Below are 19,546 nucleotides of genomic sequence, written 5' to 3' on the forward strand. Positions count from 1 at the left end.
CGGTGGACTCAGAAGAACACGCTGAGGTTCTTGGACAGCACGACGTTCTGGTCGAGCAGGATCGTGCGCGCGGCGATCCGGAAGGAGCCGCCGGACGGGCGGAGCACGTCCTGGCGTTCGCCCGCCCAGATGTCCACCTCGGTTTCGAGGCGGTTGCGGTACACGACGAAGTTGGACCGCACCCGAAGCTCGGGCCCCGCTTCCGTGGGCGTGACGCGGACGTTCGTGACCAGGTGGCGGCAGCGGGACGGCGGGTCCTCGGCCCAGTGCCGCCCGGACCGCATCTGCCCGACCCGGGTCTTCAGCGCCGCGTGGTCGTCGTCGATGAGGGCCATCTGGACGCCGTCCGGCGCCTCGTCCGCCGTCCGCTGGCGCCGCAGCCTGTTCTTGCGGAGCGGCATCCAGTAGCGGACGTCGTCGGCGAACAGCTCCAGCCATTCGTCCCACAGCCAGGTGTCGAGCAGTTGCGCCTCGTTGTAGAGGAATTGCTCGACCCGGTACTGGAGCAGCATCGCGTCGGTCGCGCTCCGCACGTCGGACACATGGTCGAGGCTCATCGCGCACCCCCGGCGGCGCCCGACGAAGCCCCGGGCTGGTCGGGGATGGCGGGCCAGGCGTCGCTGGTCATGAACTCCAGCCACCGCCGGTAGAAGGCGCGCTGGCCGTCCTCGCCGAAGAAGGAGTCGCCGTACTCGCCGGGGAACTCCTCGTGCTCGCGGGTGTGGCCGCGTCCCATCTCGTAGTTCCAGGCCATCTTCCTGGCCTGGTGGCCGTGTTCGAGGATCTGCCCGATCAGGCCCCAGTTCTCGCCGTCGTCGGTCTCCACGACCCCCGCCGGGCCCTCGGTGAAGGACGCCGAGACCTGCTGGGCCCGCTTGGCGGCCTCGGGCGCGTCCTTGTCCACCACGGTGAACGACCAGATCTCGAACTTGTTCGGGCCCTTGGGGTGCCAGACGCGGATGTTGGCCGAGCCGGGCAGCCCGGAGAACGTCGGGAACGCCGTGAAGTTGGCGACGAACTCCGCCCGCGCGCCCACCCTTTCCCGCGCCTTCCGGCGCTTGGCCTCGTTGTACTGGCCGAGCGGGTCGTCCTCGAAGCGCGTCAGGCGTTCGAACAGGAAGCTTTCGCCGTGGCCCTCGCGCATCGCCACGTGCCCGCCGTCCTTGCCCGCGAACGCGGGCCCGAACATCAGCAGCGACGAGGCGTGGCTGGTCGGGGCGTGGTAGGTGTCGCCCACGAACTGCTCGGCGGCCAGTTTCCAGTTCGCGTTGATGGTCCATTTGACGACCCCGGGCAGCACCTCGATGCCGTTCTCGGTGTGGTCGACCCAGCCGTCGATGTAGTATTTCAGGTCGCCCAGATAATCGTCCAGGGGCGGCGCGGCCGGGTCGAAGTTCCCGAAGATCAGGCCCTTGTAACTGTCGACCCGGGCGACCTGGACCAGGCCGTTCTCCTTCAGTGACAGTTCGTCGTAGTAGGCGTCGTCGATGTTCGGCACTCCGACGAGTTCGCCCGCGCTGTCGTAGGTCCATCCGTGGTAGGTGCACATGAACGTGCGGGTGTTGCCGGATTCGGCGCGGCAGACCTTCATTCCGCGGTGCCGGCACACGTTGAGAAACGCCTTGACGTCGCCGTCCGGCTGCCGCGCCACGAGGACCGGGTCCCCGCCCATGTACGTGGCGAAGAAGTCGTTCGGCTCGGGAATCATGCTTTCGTGGGCCAGGAAAAGCCAGGACCTGCCGAAGATCTTCTCCTGCTCCAGCCGGTAGATCTCCGGATCGATGAAGATCTCGGGGCTGATGAGGCCCTCTTTCCAGTTCACCAGCGATGTCAGGTACTCCGCGTCGACGGCCATCGGCCACCTTCCTTGTCTTTGCGTTCCGGCACGTGTCATCGAACGCGGGCCTTTCGGCGCCGTCCAGCGCGGTGTTCTGGCCCGAGGAACAATGCGCGGAAAACGTCCGCCGCGGAGCCGCTCAACTGATCGCTCCGGCGGGGAGGCGCAGGTCGTCCCCGGCGTGCCTGACGGCCACCACCGCCGCCAGGAGGACGGCCCGCTCCAGCGTTTCCAGGTCCATGGACGGCACCGGTGGCCGGCCGCTCAGGACGGCGCGCGCCGGAGTGGCCGGAATATGCACGAGCCCCACCGGCGCGGAGGTGTTCCGGGTGAGATGCCGCGCGACATAGAACGCCTGATTGCACAGGAACGTCCCGGCGGTGTTCGACACGTATCCGGGAATGCCCGCGGCCTTCCAACGGGCCAGAATCGCCTTGATGGGCAATGTGCTGAGATAGCCGTCGGGGCCGTCCGCGTGGACGGGTTCGTCCACCGGTTCCTCCCCGTCGTTGTCGGGGAGGGGGAAATCCCGCACATTGATCGCGACCCTTTCGAGCGCGGGCGCGGCGCGTCCCGGAGCGACCCCGGTCAGGACGAGCGCGTCCGGCCGGAACCGCTCGACCCCGGCGGCGATCGCGCTCTCCACGCCCCGGGTGGTGACCGGCAGCACCAGCCCTCGCACGGTGACGCCCTCGGCCCGCCGCCCGTCCAGCCGGTCCGCGATGGCGCCGCTGGGATTGTCGGCCTCCTCCGCGTACGGCCCGAATCCCGTGACGACCACGACGCTCACGACACTCTGTCTTTCTGGGGGACGCCCCCCAGGCCCTCGGAGCCGCGGCTCCTGCGCCGGAGGAAACCGTCGAGCGCCGCGAGGAAATCGTCCGGACGCTCCTTCATGACCGACGACTGGGTCAGCCCCGGCGCGATGAACAGCTCGGTGTCGGGCGACTCCTTGTGCCAGACGAACGCGTCGTCGACGGGATGGACCGAGTCGTCGAGGTCCCCCCGGCACACCAGCGTCGGCACCGTGATCTCGGGCAGGTGCGGCCGCAGCGTGTAGTACTCCTGGAACCGCGGCTCGCTCCGGGTCTCGCCGTAGAAGGCCACGGCGTCGCGCCAGTCGTCGCCGTGCAGGTACCGCCACTCCCGCGCCTGCTCGCCGTCGTCGTCGACCACGGCGAAGACGTTCTTGAGCGCGGAGTTGCCGTGCGCGCTGAGCCCGGTGATGGGCGCGTCCACGATCAGCGAGCGGACCCGCTCCGGCCGCTCCAGCGCCAGCCGCCCGGCGATGCGCGAGCCCAGCGACACCCCGGCCACGTCGACGCGGTCGGCGCCCGCGGCGTCGAGGACGCGCCACATGTCCTCGACCCACACCTCGGGCCGCCGCAGCGGCGCGACCCGCCCGCTGCGCCCCAGGCCGCGGAGGTCCGGCATGATCACCCGCCGTCCGGCGGCCAACCGCGCGGGCAGCTCGCCGAACCACCGCCCGGAGGCCGCCGCCCCGTGGATCAGCAGGATCGGGTCGCCTTCCCCCAGGTCCTCGTAGTAGATCGTCGCATCCCCGGCACCGATGGTCGCCATCGCTCGTCCTCCGCTCGTTCGGCAACGGGATGATCAGCACCGCGCCGGTCCGCCGCAACGCGGTCGTTCCGTGGGACGGCACATCGCCGTTTCGTTCCGCCCGCCGGAAAGGCGGGCTGGCCCGTCCGGCCGTCCGGGACCACCGTTCCGGAGAGCTGACAGGAGGCCGAACGTGGAACCAGTTCGAAGCGGCGTCGACGAGCAGGCGACCCGGCTGCTGCGCGCCGAGGACACCGTGACCGACCGCGCGCCGCTCACCGACGACCTGCCGGACCTCGACCTCGCCACGGCCTACCGGATCCAGGACGAGACCCTCTGCCGCCGGATCGAGCGAGGCGAGCAGCTCGTCGGGGTCAAACTCGGCCTCACCTCCCGGGCGAAGCAGCGGCAGATGAACGTGGACCGGCCGATCACCGCGTGGCTCACCGACGCGATGGCGCTCCCGGCGGGCGGCCCGCTCCCGCGCGGACGCCTCATCCATCCCCGGGTCGAACCCGAGATCGTCTTCGTCATGGGCCGCCGACTGGCGGGTCCCGGGGTCACCGCGGCCTCCGCGCTCGCCGCCGTCGACCGCGTCTACGGCGGCCTGGAGATCATCGACAGCCGCTACCGCGACTTCCGCTTCACCCTGCCGGACGTCGTCGCCGACAACGCGTCCTCCGCCTACTACGTCACCGGTCCGCGTTCCGCCTCGGCCGCCGACCTCCACCTCCCCTTGGAGGCGTGCAACCTGGAGGTGAACGGCCAGATCGCCGCCACCGCGACCGGCGCGGCCGTCCAGGGGAACCCCGCCGAGGCCCTCGCGATGGCCGCGAACTCGCTGGCCGAACGGAACCACGCCATCGAAGCGGGCTGGATCGTCCTGACCGGTGGGCTGACCGACGCGATCCCGCTGACCGAGGGCCGCACCATGGCGGCCCATTTCACGCACCTCGGAACGGTCACCGTGACCGGCTGAGCACAGGATCCCCCCACTCGAAGGAGAAGGTCATGAGATCACTCATCGCAAAGGGAGCCGTCGCGGCCTCGGTCGTGGCGATCGGCGGGACCATGGCCGTCTGGACGACGTCCGCGCAGGCGGGCGACACCGGCAGGAGCCGCGTGCTCGACCTGAACGTGCGCAACGACCAGTACGCGTTCGTCGACCTCGGCGCGCCGGGCGCGAGCGTCGGCGACCGGTACGTCTTCTCCGACACCCTGTCCGGGGACGCCGACGGCGAGGACGGCGGCTCATGCGAGATCGTCAGGGTCGACGGCGCGAAGATCACCACCAGCTGCGTGATATCGCTCCGGCTCCCGCGTGGCGCGCTCACCGTCCAGGCCCTGTGGGTCCGCGGGACCGGCCCCCTGACCATGGCCGTCACCGGCGGCACCGGCGACTACCGCGACGCCCGCGGCGAACTGGTGGCGACCGATATCCAGACGCCCCACGAGGCATATCGACTGCGCGTCCTGGCCGGCTGAGCTTCGGATCCCCCCACCCGCGACCGCCGCGCCGTACCGGTCCAGGACCTCATGGAGACTCGCATGACCGATCTGCCCTTCCGTTCCGCGGGCGAACTCGCCGCCGCCGTCGCGGCGAAGGAGGTGTCGAGCGTCGAGCTGCTCGACCTCTACCTCGCCCGGGTGGAGCGGTTCGATCCGCGGGTGAACGCCATCGTCGCCCGGGACGAGGAAGGAGCGCGAGCCGCCGCGCTGGCGGCCGACCGCGCGGTCTCCCGCGGCGAACCGCTCGGCCCGCTGCACGGCGTCCCCGTCACGGTCAAGGACAGCATCGAGGTCGCGGGCATGCGGACCACCGGGGGTTCGGCCCGCTGGGGGCACCACGTCTCGGCCGTCGACGCCGAGGCGGTCACGCGGCTCAAGGACGCGGGCGCGATCGTGTTCGGCAAGTCGAACCTGCCGGCCGACGCCCGGGACTGGCAGACCTACAACGAGATCTACGGGACCACCAACAACCCGTGGGACCCGGCGCGCGGGCCCGGCGGTTCGTCCGGCGGGTCCGCCGCGGCCCTCGCCGCCGGGCTGACCGGCCTGGAGCTCGGCGGCGACACGGCGGGCTCGATCCGCGTGCCCGCGCACTTCTGCGGCGTCTACGGGCTGCGCCCGTCGTTCGGGATCGTGCCGAGGTACGGGAGCGTCTCCGGACACGCGCCCGGGACGCTGGCGGAATTCGACATGGCCGTGCTCGGCCCGCTCGGCAGGCATGCCGACGACCTCGCCCTGGGGCTGGACGTCCTCGCGGGAGCAAGCCGTGAGAACGCCCCGGCATGGCGCCTGGACCTGCCCGCCCCGAGGGCGAGCACGCTGCGGGAGTTCCGGGTCGCGGCATGGCTCGACGACCCGTTCTGCCCCGTCGACGGCGAACTGGTCGCGATCATGCAGGCGGCGCTGGAGGCGGTGCGGGCGGAAGGCGCCGTCGTGACCGAGGGCGCGGGGCCGGTCGGCCTCGAGGAGACGGTGGCCGTCTACCGGCCGCTGCTGATGGCGCAGAGCGGCCTCATCGAGCCGGACGAGTCGTATGCCGCGCTGGTGAAGCTCGCCGCGGCGGAAGGCGCCGCGGGCGGGTTCGCGTCGGACATGACCGTCCGCTTCCGCGACTGGCACGCTCTCGACGAACGCAGGCAACACTCCCGCCGACGCTGGGCCGAGTTCTTCCGCGACGTCGACGTGCTCCTGTGCCCGGTGAGCCCTACGGCCGCCATTCCCCACGACCACCGTCCCGACCCCGGCTGGTCCGTCCGGACCCTGCGGGTCAACGGCGCCGACCGGGCGTATGGCGAGATGCTCACGTGGGTGGCGCCGTCGTCGGTCAACCATCTGCCCGCGGCGGTGGCGCCCATCGGGACGACCGGGGACGGGCTCCCGGTCGGCGTCCAGGTGATCGCGCCCTACCTGCACGACCGCACCGCGGTCCGGTTCGCGCAGTGCCTCGCGGAAGTGCTCGGCGGGTTCCGCCGCCCGCCGGGATTCTGAGCCGGGGCGCGGGCGGCGCCTACCGCGACATCGGCACGATCGCCGCTTACGGCGACCTTCCGCCCATGAGTGCGCGTTCCCCATGGGACGGTCCTGCGGCCTGGTGTGAGGCCGCAGGACCGAACGCTCGGAAGCCGTCTTCAGCGGCCGACGCGTGTCGGCCGTGGACGCGGTCCGTCCGGGTCAGTGCCTGCGGGCGGGGAGGATCCGCTTCACCGCCAGGGCGGCGGAGACGACGGTGAAGAGGGCCAGCCCGAGCCAGAGGGCCTGGAGGCCGAGCCAGGGCGAGGCGGCCGCCGCGCCACCGAAGCCCGCGGCCACGCCACCGATAGGGGGATTGTTGTACATGCCTACCATTTCCTTTCTTTGCGCCAGGCGGCCTGCCAGAAGGCGCGTGCCTGGACGATCTGGAGGAAGACGTCGAAGATCATTTCGACGACGATGGTGCCGGCGAGGGCCATCTGGAGCGGGCCGCGCTGCCGGACGGTGACCACCCGCTCGACCATGAAGATGACCGTGACGGCGGCCCAGATCGGGCTGATCTGGATCCCGCCGAGCCAGATCGCCGAGTAGGCGAGCGAGAACAGGTAGGCGGTGATCACCAGGATGCCGATCAGGGAGAGGAGCTGCCGTCCCCAGTAGGGGCGGGTGATCGGCGTCCAGCCGTAGTCGACGAGGTTCTCCAGGGCGCCGCGCTTCCAGCGCAGCCGCTGCTGGGCCAGCTCGCGCCAGGTCGGCATGACCTCGGTGGTGAGGGTGCACTCCTTCGGGCACAGGATGCGGAACCCGAGATGCAGGATGGCGAGGGTGAGCTCGTTGTCCTCGGTCAGCACCCGGACGTCGTAGACGTGGGGGAGGCCGGGGAGGCGGCGTTCGCGGCGAGCGGCGACCACCTTCTGCAGGGTGGCGGCGCGGAAGATGGTGGCCGTGCCGGTCAGGACGAGCGCCTTGCCCTGGAGCCGCCGGACGTCCCGCGCGTAGCGGGCGTACTCGTTGCGCTGGAACATCCCCACCGTGCCGCCGCCCGGTTTGCCGGTGAACGTCCCGCCGACCGCGGCGTAGCGGCCGGAGGCGAGGTAGTCGACGCCGTGCCGGATGAACCCGGGGTCGAGGGCGGAGTCGGCGTCCATCACCATGATCGCGTCGTCCGGGCCGAAGATCGGCAGCAGCCGGTCCAGGACCTGGTTCAGCGCGCCCGCCTTCTTGTGCCGGTTCCCGCGCGTCCCGACGATCTCGACGCCGCAGAGCTGGGCGAACGCGGCGGTGGCGTCGGTGCAGTTGTCCGCGATCACGATGATGTGGTCCGGCGGGCGTTCCTGTCTGCGGAGGGAGGCGATCGTCTCGGTGATCTGCTTCGCCTCGTTGTGCGCCGGGATGAGGACCGTCACGCGCATCGCGTCCGCGTGGACGGGCGGCAGGTCGCGTTTGCCGTCCCGGGGGTGGGATCGGGTCGGTGCCGCCGGGCGCGGGCGAGGCGGTGGCGTGGCAGCCGGTCTGCGGGGTGGTTGCGTGGCGGCCGGTCGGCGGGGCGGTGGTGCGGGGGCCGGTCGGCGGGGAGGGGCGGGTGGACGCGGCGCGACCGGTTGCGGGGGCGCCGGGCGGTGGCGCGGTATCACCCGGTCGGGGACGGTGACGGTCGGCGAGGCGCCGGGGTCCCATGCGGCCGGGACCGCCCGATGGCCGGGCGTGTCGCGCTGGGAGAGCCGGTGGTGTCCCAGGTGGTGGCCGGTGGGACGCGGCGGGACGGTCCTGCCGTGCTCGGAGTCGGGACGCATGTCAGCGGGCCCCCGTGCCGGTGACCCGAGCCAGGTGGCCGAAGGCGATGACGTTGTCGGTGTAGTGGCCGCTGCCGCGGTCGAAGCGCCCGCCGCAGGTGATCAGCCGGATCGCCGCGTAGCCGGGGTCGCCGTACACCCGCTGGGTGGGGAACCGGTCCTTGCCGACGCGTTCGACCGAGTCGATCCGGAACTCGGCGGTGCGGCCGTCGGCGCGCAGGACGCTCGCGCGGTCGCCGGGGCGGAGGGCGCCCAGGCGGTAGAAGACCGCGGGGCCGTCGGCCGTGTCCACATGCCCGATGATCACGGCCGCCCCGCGGCTGCCGGGAGCGGCGCCGAGCCGGTACCAGCCCGCTTCCCGGGCACGGGGGAGCGGTGGTGTCTCGACGGTCTGGTCCGGGTTCTTGGCCAGCTTCATCAGCGGTGTCCGGACGGCGATCCGCGGGACGTCGAGACGCAACGGCACCGAAGGCGGCAACGCCAGGGACGACGACGCGGGGTGTGCGGGGGGCCTGGACGCGGCGTCGTCGGGCATGGGCGGAGCGGCGGCCTGCTGCCCCCGGAACGCCTGGACGATCAGGAAGGCCGCCACGACCAGGCCGGACAGCCCGACGGCGGCGGCCGCGAGGACGCGCGTGCGCGGGCCACGATGCACCACGGGACGTACTCCCCCCACGCTCGACCGATGGTGATGGCGCCTCGTATTACGGCGCAGATGGGAACGGTAATGCCTCGGTCGAAGATTCATTCTTTGTGTGAGTAAAGCCGCAGATGAACGGCATGTGACTTGTGCGGTTCGCCAGTCATGATCGTTGGTAATGGCTCATTTGACGAGGTGGCCACTGCCGTGCGGCGCTGGACCAAAGCGGTCGCCTGGCAGGGCTTGCTCATGGGCTCTGACCTGCGAAGACGTAGTTCTTTCGGGTGGAGGGCGGGGCCGTCCGGGAGCGCGGCGACGACGAACGGGCGCCCGGGTAGGGCTACAGGCGGCGCTGGCCGGAAGTGGCCGCTCCGTCGTCCGCAACCTCGTCGTCGCAGGTCAAGGTCAAATCGAGTGGTCCGTCATCTGCGTCCGAAACACCCTCAAACAGGGGGCCAGGCGCCGGGTCGGCCTTGCCGCCGGGGCAACGGCTGCCGGGGCGCGCCGACGTCGGCGGCGACAGCCTTTTCCGGAATCGAGGTCACCCCGGCGAACCCAGCCCTTAAGAGACCATTTGCTTTGGCCGGTGGGAATGGCGGATGCGTGCGGCGGCGATGTCGATGGCCGCCGTGCCCGGATTCGCATTCGTGGCGGCCGCTCTGATGGCGCCAGTCGCTCAGTGATGACGCGGTCGTGCTGCTCGGACGGCCCGCCGGGGCGGGCGTTCCGCACCGCTCGAACCGCAATGGTGCTCGGTCAGGTGCATTGACCGGCGAGGGCGGTGCCGGACAGTTCCGAGCAGCCGACGTAGCTGTGGTCGCGCAGCCGCGCGGTCATCGGGTCGCTGGTGAGGAATTGCAGATAGTCGGCGGTCAGGCCGCGCGGCCGTCCCGCGGTGTAGAGGTACTCGGTCGCGACGAAATGGTAGGAGCCCTTCAGGGTGGCCGAGCGTGTGGCCGGGACGCCGTCGATGCGGAGGGTTCTGACGTTCGGGAAATAGGTGAGCGCGTCGGCTTCGGCGTATCCGATGGCGTTCGGGGTGCGGTCGATGTAGGTGAGCAGGTCCATGGTGGTGTTCATCGTGCAGGCGGCCGGTGCGCTCTGGGAGTCGGTCGGGCAAGGGGCCGAGGCCGGAAAGTCGGTGCTTCGCGTGCCGAGGACGGTCTGCTCGAACGTTCGTCGGGTGCCCGAGCGGTTGTCGCGTCCGACCACGATGAAGCTGCCATTGGCCGAGGACGGGCTGTTGCGGAACAGGTCGCGGAGTTGTGCGGTGGTCAGGTCGGACAGCCTGAGGTTCTTGTTGGCCACCACGGCGAAGATCACCAGCCCCACCGGGCGGACGCTCAGCCCCGGCGTGTTCCCGTCCTCCTCGCCGTCGGTCATGGCGATCACTCCCGGGACCGGACGCCGGCGCAGGTCGTCCAGCCCGGCGCCGCTTCCCACGGCGGAGATCGTGATCGACGCGCCGGTGCAGGCGTTCTCGTAGTCGTTGGCCACGGTGTTGGCGATCGGCGCGAAGGCGGTCGAGCCCTGGACGGTCAACGCGCCGATCGCGCACTCGGGGGCGGGGGTGACGACCCGGTTGGCCAGATAGATGCCACCGGTGAGGCCGAACAGCAGCAAAAGGACGGTGCCCACCGCGATCACCCGGAACCAGTAGCGACGGTCGTGGGGTTTGCGCCGCTGGATCTCGCCGCCCCGAACGGTGCCGCCATCGACGACCTGGTAGTTGCGGTCATTGGGTGTATCGGTCCCCGAGGCCGTTTCCTTGAGGAGGACCAGCAGTTTGAAGCCGACGCCCCGGTTCAGCGAGAAGAGAGGCAGGACGATCTTCGACCGGTCGTCGGGCGGCTGCATCGCGTCGTCGGGGGCGTCGATGGTCTTTCTCCGCACGTGCTCTGAGTCGCGGACCTTGAAATGGACGACCTCACGCCCGGGGAACTGGAAGGACAGCGGTAGGGCGAAGTCTTGCTCCACGATGTCGTCCCGGCCGGCGCTGGCGATGTCCAGGACGACCAGGCTCCCCTTGTCGATCTCCTGTCCCTGAGAGGAGATCTCCCACATGTCCGGGCCGTCGTCCTGGAACGTCCGGTTGATCGGCTCGTCGTACAGCACGGCCCAGCTGATCAGTCGGCGCTTGCGGAACCTGCCGTACACCAGGCCGCAGACGAACGTCACCACACCGACCGTCAGCCCGGTCAACAGCCCCCTGCTGTCAAGCGCCGAATTCAAGCTGGTCAGCACGTCGAACGCATCGCCTCGCATGAGCCCTCTCCCTGAACGCGGAGGAACCGGCCACAATGAGACGCTCAAACTACCGCGAACCGTTCAGCAAAAGGCTTGCATATTTCGACGTCATCCGCCGTTAACCCACGAGTGGAGGCTGATTCATCTGCGCGAAATTCCGGTCGCCACTTGCCGTCCATAATGGACAGATTCAATGACTTGGCCGGTTCCACTGAAGACGCACCCTGCTCTCCTTGCCGCGCAGAGCGGTTCGGAGGTGACACCAACTCTCGGAAACGGAGGTGGCAGGGGGAGGTCGTTCGCCAGGAGAGGAGGAGTCGTTCGCTTCCGATTGGGCCGCCCATTTGACGGGAGTTCCGACCAGACCCTTCTTGGGCAGGTCGCTGGCATGTTGCGCTCCAGTCGGGCGGCGCCCTCACCGAACCTGCGCGCACTCCCGAGCAACCACCGCCGGGAGCAAGATCGTTCCGCGCATTTGGATCTTCCTCGTGGCCGCGTCCTGCCGTTGTGGACCCTCAATCGATGTGCCCCACAAGCAGCTTGGACACCATGACCGCCCAGCCCGAGGAACCGACCGCGCCGCGTGGTCTGGATGAGGATCCGGCGCGATCTCCGATGCGCTCCCACCCTCGCATCGTGACCGGTTCCGGGCCGAGTATGACGAGGCGCTCGACGCGGCTCACGACCTGGCGTGCTTCGAGCAGGTTCAAAGCCTGCTGCGGCAGTGGCCTCTGCGGGCCATCGCCTCCGGCCGAAGCTGTCCAGGACGCCCTACAGGGCCGCGAAGAGACCTTCGTGCGCGACACCCCGCCGACCTGGGAAGGCCGGGTGTGACCTACCCCTTTCGACGCCTTGCACGGATGCGCACTCTAGCCTCCCCAACTTTTAGAAACTCCATGGGACACGGTACCGGAACGGCCAGATCAAACAGCAATCCGGCACGCCTTGTTCGAATCGATTAGCGAAGGCACGCTGACCCTCCTGATGGCCGAGGAGGCCGACACGCTCCGCATCTTCGACATCCTCTGGACGGCTAGCGGGCGGCGTGGCCACTGTCCGTCCTAACCCACGAGACCTGCACTCCGCCGCCATTCTCGACAGCTCAGAGTCGGGGGTGGCCCCGCACTATTCCAGCCCAGCCCGCAAGCGACCCGCATGAACTGTCAGTCGGTGTTGCCCAGGACGCTGCGGGCTTGGATGCGGAACTCACTAACTGCCTGGTAGAGCCGTCGCTCTCGCGCTGAGGCCGTAGCGGAGTGTTCCGCTCTCTCACTGGTGTCTCCTGCGTGGGCGTCCTTCACCATGCGCCGCATGACCTCGGATAGGCCGCTGGACTCCTCGTCGATGCGGTCAGTTGCTTCGACGATGGAGGGAGGGCCTTCGAGGATGACGACTTCTGTAGCGCGGTGGACATCACGCGCCCGGGCGATGAAGTGTTGCACTGCCTCGTCCAGTGCGGGCAAATCCAGAGGAGCCGCCTGCAAGGCGTTGAGGATCGAGTCCATGGCGATATCGCGGTCATGGAGAGCACTGAGGTAGGCGGCATAGGCGTCGCGTCGATGCTGACGGCGCCACTGGACGTGTTGGGTTCGTGCTTGCGTCCTGCCGTTCACGACAGCTGCCCCTAGAGTGGTGAGGGAGCCAACGGCGGCACCAAGCAGGGCAGCGAGTCCTGCGTCCATGGCCACATTGTGGCGTCACGAGCAAGAATTTCGTGAGACGCACTTCTTGGGCAGCGCCGCGCTCCTACCACGAGCGGACGGGACGGGGCCAGCGGACACGTCGCGACGCGGCCGTCCGACGACCGGTACCCACGCCGCACACCTAGGCGCCCCTTAATCAAACAGCCCAATTCGGCAGACCACCTGCTCCGCACCAAGATCAGAGTTGTGGACGACCGTCCTCACAGGTCCCTGACCAGAGCGGCAACCGCCCACACATCCAGCCACGCCCAAGATCGGCTGCCCCTTCTAGATGATGCGACAGGCAGCTTCGCGCGGGCGAGCCCTCCGGCCCGCGGGGCTGGAGTTGCGGGGCCACGACTTGTGCTCGCTCCACCCAGCCACATATGAGATACGTACATTCTCATAGCCGGTGGCGACAGCCTCTCAGGCATCGACGTCGAACACGCCCTAGGCCACCACCCGTCCGTCGAACGCTACGCCGTCGTTGCCGTGCCCGACGCGTTCTACACCCAGGTGCCCGTCGCATTCGTCGTCCCGCGCGACTAGAACCGCGACCCGGCGAACCCGGCCCACGAACTGCGGAATCTGGTGGACGACCGCATCGGCGAATGGGCCCGCCTGAACCGGCTGGTGTATCGTCCGCGCGCTCACCTACAAGGCGTCCAAGAACATCGAACGCTCCGACCTGCGCACCTGACTGTCCACCGGAACCGGCCTCGCCGTCATTCGCCTACCCGCCCACACCTCTTAGGAGGCCATCTAGCCTTTGGTCGGTTGGCCGCGCCCTGCTACACCACCAACGACGAGCAAGACTCCACCTTCGAAACCCGCGACCGCAAATGGCACTCCATCGACCACGACGGCCCGAACCTGCTCCACCACCCGAAGACCCAGTCGACCATTTCTTCCGAGCCCCCTTCTGCGGGCTGGAGCAAGGCATCAAGACGCCGATGCTACGGCCGCCACTGACCCGAGCCCGAAATGTCGGAATCTGCGAAAGTGCTTCAGAACGGCCCAACCGCTCCATAGAGTCCCAGGTCAGGAAGAGGTGCTCCCCGCGCACGCGGGGATGGTCCCTGGGACCGCGCCGGGCTGTGGTGGCTGGTCGTGTGCTCCCCGCGCACGCGGGGATGGTCCCATCCGCGTCCAGGACCTGTCGGCCGCCCCGGCGTGCTCCCCGCGCACGCGGGGATGGTCCCGACCACCGTGTGCGGGGTGGTGGTCCGCCCTCGTGCTCCCCGCGCACGCGGGGATGGTCCCATGACCGCCGCGTACGTGGTGAAGGCCGCGTCGTGCTCCCCGCGCACGCGGGGATGGTCCCACCAGCGAGCAGGACGGCGGGGCCGCCAACAGGTGCTCCCCGCGCACGCGGGGATGGTCCCTGTGGGAACGTCCCAATTTCACAAGGGGACAGGTGCTCCCCGCGCACGCGGGGATGGTCCCCGGGAGCCCTTCGACTGGGCGGCCGCGCTGGAGTGCTCCCCGCGCACGCGGGGATGGTCCCGCGTAGGTCAGCGGTTTTTGAGGGTCATGATCGTGCTCCCCGCGCACGCGGGGATGGTCCCCGGGAGCCCTTCGACTGGGCGGCCGCGCTGGAGTGCTCCCCGCGCACGCGGGGATGGTCCCCACCCGGAGAAGACCCCGTGACGGCTATCTGGGTGCTCCCCGCGCACGCGGGGGTGGTCCCCGGAACCAGAGACCGCCAGCCATCCTTAGATGGTGCTCCCCGCGCACGCGGGGGTGGTCCCGTCCCCGGCAAGGGTCACTTCTTCGAGGAGGAGTGCTCCCCGCGCACGCGGGGGTGGTCCCGAGGTGTGGCGGCACCTGGAACGCCACGAGCGGTGCTCCCCGCGCACGCGGGGGTGGTCCCGCGTCGTCTTCGGGCCGGGACACGTGCCCGGCGTGCTCCCCGCGCACGCGGGGGTGGTCCCAACGGCACTGGTGCGGCGACCGACCGCTTCAAGTGCTCCCCTCGCACGCGGGGGTGGTCCCCGGCCTACGGGACCGGTCGTGAGCACCCTTGAGTGCTCCCCGCGCACGCGGGGGTGGTCCCCGTCCCGAGGTCCACGACGAACAGCGTCGTGAGTGCTCCCCGCGCACGCGGCGGTGGTCCACCCCGTCAACAACCGAGTCACCGCCCCCTCACGGTGCTCCCCGCGCACGCGGGGGTGGTCCCGGCACGGCGCGCTTCCGGCCGCCCTTGCCCTGGTGCTCCCCGCGCACGCGGGGGTGGTCCCAAGACCGGCCGCATCACCGAAACCAGTGACTAGTGCTCCCCGCGCACGCCGGGATGGTCCCCCGGCCGCCGTGGTACTGCTCTGGTTCGCCGTTGTGCTCCCCGCGCACGCGGGGATGGTCCCACGAACCCGAAGGTCCGATCGGCCAAGGTCATGTGCTCCCCGCGCACGCGGGGATGGTCCCCGCGGCGCGGCGGAGTTGCTGGTGGAGGCTGGGTGCTCCCCGCGCACGCGGGGATGGTCCCGTCATGGGCTTGTGATGACCGGCGTCCGACAGGGTGCTCCCCGCGCACGCGGGGATGGTCCCACCGGCCGCGAGGCGTGTCCCGACAACGGCCAGTGCTCCCCGCGCACGCGGGGATGGTCCCGTAGACGTGTCGCTACGTTGCTCCCCGTCCCCGTGCTCCCCGCGCACGCGGGGATGGACCCGGCGAGATCGAGCGGCGGATTGTCGCGTTCGAGTGCTCCCCAGGCATGCGGGGATGGAACCTACGGTCCCGCGTAGGAACCGGCCGCCGCACCCTGCTCCCCGCGCACGTGGGGATGGTCCCAAGCTCGGTTCCGGCCACCTCTGGCCCACGCGATGGAAGGCGTTCGGGGTGCCGAGGTCGGTGTGCGGGAACCCCGCATGGGGATCAGCGCGCGCCAGGGACCGTCCCCGCGTCCGCGGGGAGCATCGCTCATGGTGTCTAGGCTCGGAGCGCAAATGGCACTCCATCGACCACGACGGCCTGAACCTGCTCCGCCGCCCGAAGACCCAGTCGGCCATTTCTTTCGAGCCCTCGCCTGCGGGCTGCAGCAAGGTATCAAGACGCCGACGCTACGGTCGCCACTGACCCGAGCTCGAAATTTCGGAATCTGCGAAAGTGCTTCAGAACGGCCCGACCGCTCCATAGAGTCCCAGGTCAGGAAGAGCGCTCCCCGCGCACGCGGGGGTGGTCTTCTCGGGAAGATCGTGAAAGGGGCCTCCACGCCGCGCTCCCCGCGCACGCGGGGGTGGTCTCTCCCAGCCGTGCACCTCGGCACTCTGCCGGTGGCGCTCCCCGCGCACGCGGGGGTGGTCTCTCGGCGTCCTGGCGGGCGTCCACCGCGCCGTGGCGCTCCCCGCGCACGCGGGGGTGGTCTCACGGTCGTGTCACCACACGCGGAACAGCGGAAGCGCTCCCCGCGCACGCGGGGGTGGTCCCCTGCTCGATCAGCCGGAACAGGTACGGCGGCCGTGCTCCCCGCGCACGCGGGGTGGTCCCGCGCGGCGGGCGCGGACCAGCAGCATCGTGTAGCGCTCCCCGTGCACGTGGGGATGGTCTCAAGCTCGCGTCCGGCTACCTCTGGCCCGCGCGATGGAACGCGTTCGGGGTTCCGAGGTCGGTGTGGGAACCAGCGTGCGCCAGGGGCCGTCTCCGCGTTTCGGGGAGCGTCGTTCGTGGTGCCTAGGGGCGGTTTGCCCGTGGCGGCGGCTATTCGTCGGTGCTCGGTGGGTGTGGGCTGCCTCGATGGCCACGTTGGTGAGGCCGTCGGGGCGGGGGTGTGCCCGGTCATGGCCATCGGGGTTGACAGGGGGTGGGGAGGCGCGAACGCTAAAGCTCATAAGCTTCTAATCAATCGCAGGGGGCGTCATGGGGCGTGGGGCGCGGTTATCGGGCGGTGGGCTGGCGGTGCTGCTGCTCGGGCTGGCGGGTTGTGGGGGTGGCGGGGCCGGGCGGGCCGAGGGGGCGATCACGGTGTGGGACTACTACGGCGGGTCCACGCCGATCAAGCCGGTCATCGCCGAGTTCGAGCGGGCCAATCCGAAGATCAAGGTGAAGTACGAGGCGTACGACTACGACACCATGCGGGAGAAGTACGCGACCGCGGTGTCGGCGCGGACCGCGCCGGATCTGGCCACGCTCGACATGACGTGGATCTCGACGTACGCGGCCGGCGGCACGCTCGCGGACCTGTCGAAGCTGTCCGGCGGGAAGATCAACGGGGAGGCGGTCGAGGGGCAGTACACACGGGGCGCCCTGGCCGCGATGAAGTACAAGGGGCGGTACGTGACCGCGCTCTACGACTTCGACGCCTATGCGCTGTATTACCGCCGTGACATCTTCAAGAAGAACGGCATCGCGGTGCCGGGGAACTGGGAGCAGTTCAAGGCGGCCGTGGCGAAGCTGGCCGCGACCGCGCCGTCGCCGGGGAAGCAGCGGTTCCAGGTGCTGCCCGACACCTTTCACTTCGCGCAGTTCCTGTTCCAGGGCGGCGGGGAGATCCTCAATGGTTCCGGGAAGTCTGCCTTTGCCGGGCCGGTCGGTGTAGGGGCGCTCACCTTTTATCGGGATCTGCTGAAGTCCGGTGGCGTCTACTGGGGTGAGGACCAAGGGGACACCAGCGGCATGCCCGGGATCAAGGACGGGCGGATCGCGATGTTCCTCAACGGCCCCTACATGATGGGCGTCCTCAAGGACGGCGCGCCCGAGCAGAAGGGCAGGTGGGCGGTGGTTCCGGCGCCCGTCGGCGTCCAGCAGGGGAGTTATCTCGGCGGGACCGGGCTGTCGATTCCGGCGACGTCCAAGCACAAGGCGGCGGCCTGGAAGTTCGCGCAGTTCCTGTTGCGGCCCGAGCAGCAGTTGCTGGTGGCGAAGCGGGCCGGTGCGGCGCCGGCTACCACGGCGGCGTTGAACCGGCCTAAGTTGACCGCGCCGGATCCGTACTTCGGGGGAGACACGCCGTTCAAGGTCTTCCTGGCGGCGATGACCACGGCGCGGCCGTTCCCGTACGTCAAGAACTGGACCGACGTGGACAAGGCCATCTCGGACGGCGTCACGGCGGCGCTGCTCGGCAAGAAGGCCCCCGATCGCGCGTTGGGCGACGCGGCGCGTGAGGTGGACGGGCTCCGTGAAGGCTGAGGCGAGGTCGGCGCTGGCCGGGTACGGGCTGGTCGCGCCGGCGGTGCTGGCAGCTGTCGCGTTCCTCTACATACCGATGGCGGTGTCGGCGTACTGGAGCTTCACCGACTACAACGGCGTGGACGCACCGCAATGGACCGGCCTCGCCAATTATTCGGACCTGGCCGGGAGTCACCGCTTCCATCAGGCGTTCACGAACACGCTGGTGTTCACGGTGGTCGGCATGAGCGTCGGGCCCGTGCTCGGACTGGTCACGGCATTGGCGCTCAACCAGAAGATTCGGATGGTCGGGTTCTTCAGGTCCGTGTACTTCTTGCCGGTGACCACCTCTCTGGTCGTCACCGGGACGGTTTGGAAGATGCTCCTCAACGAGAATGGCGTGCTAAACAGCGCGCTCGGCCTCTTTGGGTTACCCGGGCATGCTTGGCTGGCCGACCCGGGCACCTCGCTGCTGTCGGTCACGGCGGCGAGTGTGTGGCAGGGGTTCGGCTTCGAGACCGTGGTCTTCCTGGCGGCGCTCCAGTCGATTCCCAAGGAGCTGTACGACGCGGCGAGCGTGGACGGGGCCGGGTTCTGGCCCCGGTTCCGCCATGTCACCCTGCCGGGGTTGCGGCCGTCGATCGTGTTCGTGTCCGTGTTCGGGCTGATCGGCAGCTTCCAGGCGTTCGACCAGATGTTCGTGATGACGCGCGGCGGGCCGGTCGGGTCGACCACGACGCTCGTCTACTACCTCGTCGAGCGGTTCCAGGAGCTTGACCTGGGCGCCGCCTCCGCCGTCGCCTACGTCCTCTTCGTGATCCTGGCCGCGCTGTCCTACGCGCAGCTCCGGGCGTCCAGGGAGCGCGCGTGAACCCGCGGCGGGCGGTGCTCTACCTGGTGCTCTGCGGCGTCGGGGTCACGATGGCCTGGCCGTTCTTCTGGATGGTCACGACCTCGCTCAAGCCGCCGCCGGACGTGTTCGCGTCCCCGCCGAAATGGGTCCCGCACCCGGTCACGCTGGACGCGTACCGGCACGTGTTCACCGACCAGCCGTTCGGACGGTACCTGTCCAACAGCCTGATCGTGACGGTGGTGGTCGTCGCAACGAATGTGCTGTTCGGCACCGCGGCCGCGTACGCCTTCGCGAAGCTGCGGTTCCCTGGACGCAACGTCATCTTCTTCGCGCTGCTGCTGACGCTGATGGTGCCGTTCCAGGTCAACCTCATCCCGCTCTACCGGATGATGGTGACGCTGCACGAATGGTCGCCCCTCCTGGGCGTCGACACGTACACCGGACTGATCGCGCCGAACGCGATCCAGGTGTTCGGTGTCTTCCTGATGCGCCAGTACCTCCAGACGATCCCGGACGCGTTACTGGAGTCGGCCCGCCTGGACGGAGCCTCCGAGCTGCGCATCCTGCGTTCGATCGTGTTCCCGATGGCGCGGCCCGCGATGGCGGCGCTGGCGATATTCACGTTCCTGAACGCCTGGAACGACTTTCTTTGGCCGATGATCGTCACAAGCTCGCAGGACATGCGGACCCTCCCCGTCGGGCTCGCGCTGCTCGCCCGCAAGAACAACGTGAGCTGGCCCGACACGATGGCCGGCGCCGTCATCACGATCGCGCCGATGATCGCCGTGTTCGCGGTGCTGCAGCGCCGCTTCGTCGAGGGCCTCACCGCGGGCGCGGTGAAGGACGGCTGA

General features: G+C 69.7%; 17 protein-coding genes and 1 CRISPR repeat array. Of the genes, 8 read left to right on the forward strand and 9 right to left on the reverse strand.

Annotated elements, in window-relative coordinates; translation table 11 throughout:
• Window positions 1–8: 8 nt before the first annotated feature.
• From ACH01S_RS30710 to ACH01S_RS30725, 4 genes are all read right to left on the reverse strand, one after another.
• A complete protein-coding gene (locus ACH01S_RS30710) occupies window positions 9–557 on the reverse strand; it encodes an aromatic-ring-hydroxylating dioxygenase subunit beta (RefSeq protein ID WP_083981317.1) in 549 nt (182 codons plus the stop codon).
• A complete protein-coding gene (locus ACH01S_RS30715; RefSeq protein ID WP_067899519.1) occupies window positions 554–1,855 on the reverse strand; it encodes an aromatic ring-hydroxylating oxygenase subunit alpha in 1,302 nt (433 codons plus the stop codon). The genes ACH01S_RS30710 and ACH01S_RS30715 overlap by 4 nt, the downstream gene beginning before the upstream one ends.
• A gap of 121 nt (window positions 1,856–1,976) precedes the next feature.
• Window positions 1,977–2,627 (reverse strand): pyroglutamyl-peptidase I, encoded by a 651-nt coding sequence (locus ACH01S_RS30720; RefSeq protein ID WP_067899521.1) that lies wholly within the window; start codon window positions 2,625–2,627, stop codon window positions 1,977–1,979.
• A complete protein-coding gene (locus ACH01S_RS30725; protein WP_067899523.1) occupies window positions 2,624–3,418 on the reverse strand; it encodes an alpha/beta fold hydrolase in 795 nt (264 codons plus the stop codon). The genes ACH01S_RS30720 and ACH01S_RS30725 overlap by 4 nt, the downstream gene beginning before the upstream one ends.
• Window positions 3,419–3,590: 172 nt before the next feature.
• Between ACH01S_RS30725 and ACH01S_RS30730 the strand changes: the two genes are divergently transcribed.
• The 3 genes from ACH01S_RS30730 to ACH01S_RS30740 all read left to right on the forward strand — a co-directional run bounded on the left by ACH01S_RS30730 (window position 3,591) and on the right by ACH01S_RS30740 (window position 6,394).
• Window positions 3,591–4,376 carry a 2-keto-4-pentenoate hydratase gene (locus ACH01S_RS30730; RefSeq protein WP_067899530.1) on the forward strand — a complete coding sequence of 262 codons (786 nt, stop codon included), beginning with the start codon at window positions 3,591–3,593 and terminating at the stop codon, window positions 4,374–4,376.
• Window positions 4,377–4,408: 32 nt separating this feature from the next.
• Window positions 4,409–4,882 carry an allene oxide cyclase barrel-like domain-containing protein gene (locus ACH01S_RS30735; RefSeq protein ID WP_067899541.1) on the forward strand — a complete coding sequence of 158 codons (474 nt, stop codon included), beginning with the start codon at window positions 4,409–4,411 and terminating at the stop codon, window positions 4,880–4,882.
• A gap of 63 nt (window positions 4,883–4,945) precedes the next feature.
• Window positions 4,946–6,394 carry an amidase gene (locus ACH01S_RS30740; RefSeq protein WP_067899544.1) on the forward strand — a complete coding sequence of 483 codons (1,449 nt, stop codon included), beginning with the start codon at window positions 4,946–4,948 and terminating at the stop codon, window positions 6,392–6,394.
• A gap of 183 nt (window positions 6,395–6,577) precedes the next feature.
• Here ACH01S_RS30740 and ACH01S_RS43915 read toward each other — a convergent pair whose 3' ends face one another.
• The 4 genes from ACH01S_RS43915 to ACH01S_RS30755 all read right to left on the reverse strand — a co-directional run bounded on the left by ACH01S_RS43915 (window position 6,578) and on the right by ACH01S_RS30755 (window position 11,074).
• The gene (locus tag ACH01S_RS43915) at window positions 6,578–6,742 is read right to left on the reverse strand and encodes a hypothetical protein (protein ID WP_157406333.1); all 165 of its coding nucleotides are present in this window, start codon (window positions 6,740–6,742) and stop codon (window positions 6,578–6,580) included.
• A gap of 2 nt (window positions 6,743–6,744) precedes the next feature.
• Window positions 6,745–7,788 (reverse strand): glycosyltransferase family 2 protein, encoded by a 1,044-nt coding sequence (locus ACH01S_RS30745; protein ID WP_067899546.1) that lies wholly within the window; start codon window positions 7,786–7,788, stop codon window positions 6,745–6,747.
• Between the two features lie 382 nt (window positions 7,789–8,170).
• On the reverse strand, window positions 8,171–8,827 hold the full coding sequence (locus tag ACH01S_RS30750) for a class F sortase (protein WP_067899548.1): 657 nt from the start codon (window positions 8,825–8,827) through the stop codon (window positions 8,171–8,173).
• Window positions 8,828–9,565: 738 nt separating this feature from the next.
• Window positions 9,566–11,074 carry a substrate-binding domain-containing protein gene (locus ACH01S_RS30755; protein WP_067899550.1) on the reverse strand — a complete coding sequence of 503 codons (1,509 nt, stop codon included), beginning with the start codon at window positions 11,072–11,074 and terminating at the stop codon, window positions 9,566–9,568.
• A gap of 590 nt (window positions 11,075–11,664) precedes the next feature.
• Here ACH01S_RS30755 and ACH01S_RS46850 point away from each other — a divergent pair.
• Window positions 11,665–12,018, forward strand: coding sequence for a DUF6247 family protein (locus ACH01S_RS46850; protein ID WP_222869224.1), 354 nt, complete (start codon window positions 11,665–11,667; stop codon window positions 12,016–12,018).
• Between the two features lie 201 nt (window positions 12,019–12,219).
• Here ACH01S_RS46850 and ACH01S_RS30760 read toward each other — a convergent pair whose 3' ends face one another.
• A complete protein-coding gene (locus ACH01S_RS30760) occupies window positions 12,220–12,738 on the reverse strand; it encodes a proline dehydrogenase (protein WP_067899563.1) in 519 nt (172 codons plus the stop codon).
• A gap of 432 nt (window positions 12,739–13,170) precedes the next feature.
• On the opposite strand from ACH01S_RS30760, the gene ACH01S_RS46855 reads away from it, so the two are divergent.
• The 4 genes from ACH01S_RS46855 (at window position 13,171) to ACH01S_RS30780 (ending at window position 19,546) form a co-directional block, all read left to right on the forward strand.
• Window positions 13,171–13,287: an AMP-binding enzyme gene (locus tag ACH01S_RS46855; protein ID WP_370671590.1), complete on the forward strand. Its 117-nt coding sequence runs from the start codon at window positions 13,171–13,173 to the stop codon at window positions 13,285–13,287.
• Between the two features lie 502 nt (window positions 13,288–13,789).
• A CRISPR array of direct repeats spans window positions 13,790–15,530; the repeat unit is 29 nt; unit sequence GTGCTCCCCGCGCACGCGGGGATGGTCCC.
• A 1,064-nt stretch (window positions 15,531–16,594) separates the two neighbouring features.
• Complete coding sequence (locus ACH01S_RS30770; RefSeq protein WP_083981319.1) at window positions 16,595–17,863, forward strand: ABC transporter substrate-binding protein; 1,269 nt, start codon at window positions 16,595–16,597, stop codon at window positions 17,861–17,863.
• Entirely contained in the window at window positions 17,853–18,713 is an 861-nt protein-coding gene (locus ACH01S_RS30775; RefSeq protein WP_067899710.1) for a carbohydrate ABC transporter permease, read from the forward strand. The genes ACH01S_RS30770 and ACH01S_RS30775 overlap by 11 nt, the downstream gene beginning before the upstream one ends.
• A complete protein-coding gene (locus ACH01S_RS30780) occupies window positions 18,710–19,546 on the forward strand; it encodes a carbohydrate ABC transporter permease (protein WP_148344743.1) in 837 nt (278 codons plus the stop codon). Before ACH01S_RS30775 ends, ACH01S_RS30780 begins: the two co-directional genes overlap by 4 nt.

Origin of the sequence: Actinomadura chibensis NBRC 106107 (assembly GCF_001552135.1) — a bacterium.
GTDB lineage: Bacteria > Actinomycetota > Actinomycetes > Streptosporangiales > Streptosporangiaceae > Spirillospora > Spirillospora chibensis.

Bases quoted from the DNA above. Each gene is read 5' to 3' on its own strand.
- ACH01S_RS30755 (WP_067899550.1), bottom strand. From the start codon at position 11,074: ATGCGAGGCGATGCGTTCGACGTGCTGACCAGCTTGAATTCGGCGCTT.
- ACH01S_RS30735 (WP_067899541.1), top strand. From the start codon at position 4,409: ATGAGATCACTCATCGCAAAGGGAGCCGTCGCGGCCTCGGTCGTGGCG.
- ACH01S_RS30770 (WP_083981319.1), top strand. From the start codon at position 16,595: ATGGGGCGTGGGGCGCGGTTATCGGGCGGTGGGCTGGCGGTGCTGCTG.
- ACH01S_RS30740 (WP_067899544.1), top strand. From the start codon at position 4,946: ATGACCGATCTGCCCTTCCGTTCCGCGGGCGAACTCGCCGCCGCCGTC.
- ACH01S_RS30710 (WP_083981317.1), bottom strand. From the start codon at position 557: ATGAGCCTCGACCATGTGTCCGACGTGCGGAGCGCGACCGACGCGATG.
- ACH01S_RS43915 (WP_157406333.1), bottom strand. From the start codon at position 6,742: ATGTACAACAATCCCCCTATCGGTGGCGTGGCCGCGGGCTTCGGTGGC.
- ACH01S_RS30745 (WP_067899546.1), bottom strand. From the start codon at position 7,788: ATGCGCGTGACGGTCCTCATCCCGGCGCACAACGAGGCGAAGCAGATC.
- ACH01S_RS30760 (WP_067899563.1), bottom strand. From the start codon at position 12,738: ATGGACGCAGGACTCGCTGCCCTGCTTGGTGCCGCCGTTGGCTCCCTC.
- ACH01S_RS30715 (WP_067899519.1), bottom strand. From the start codon at position 1,855: ATGGCCGTCGACGCGGAGTACCTGACATCGCTGGTGAACTGGAAAGAG.
- ACH01S_RS30725 (WP_067899523.1), bottom strand. From the start codon at position 3,418: ATGGCGACCATCGGTGCCGGGGATGCGACGATCTACTACGAGGACCTG.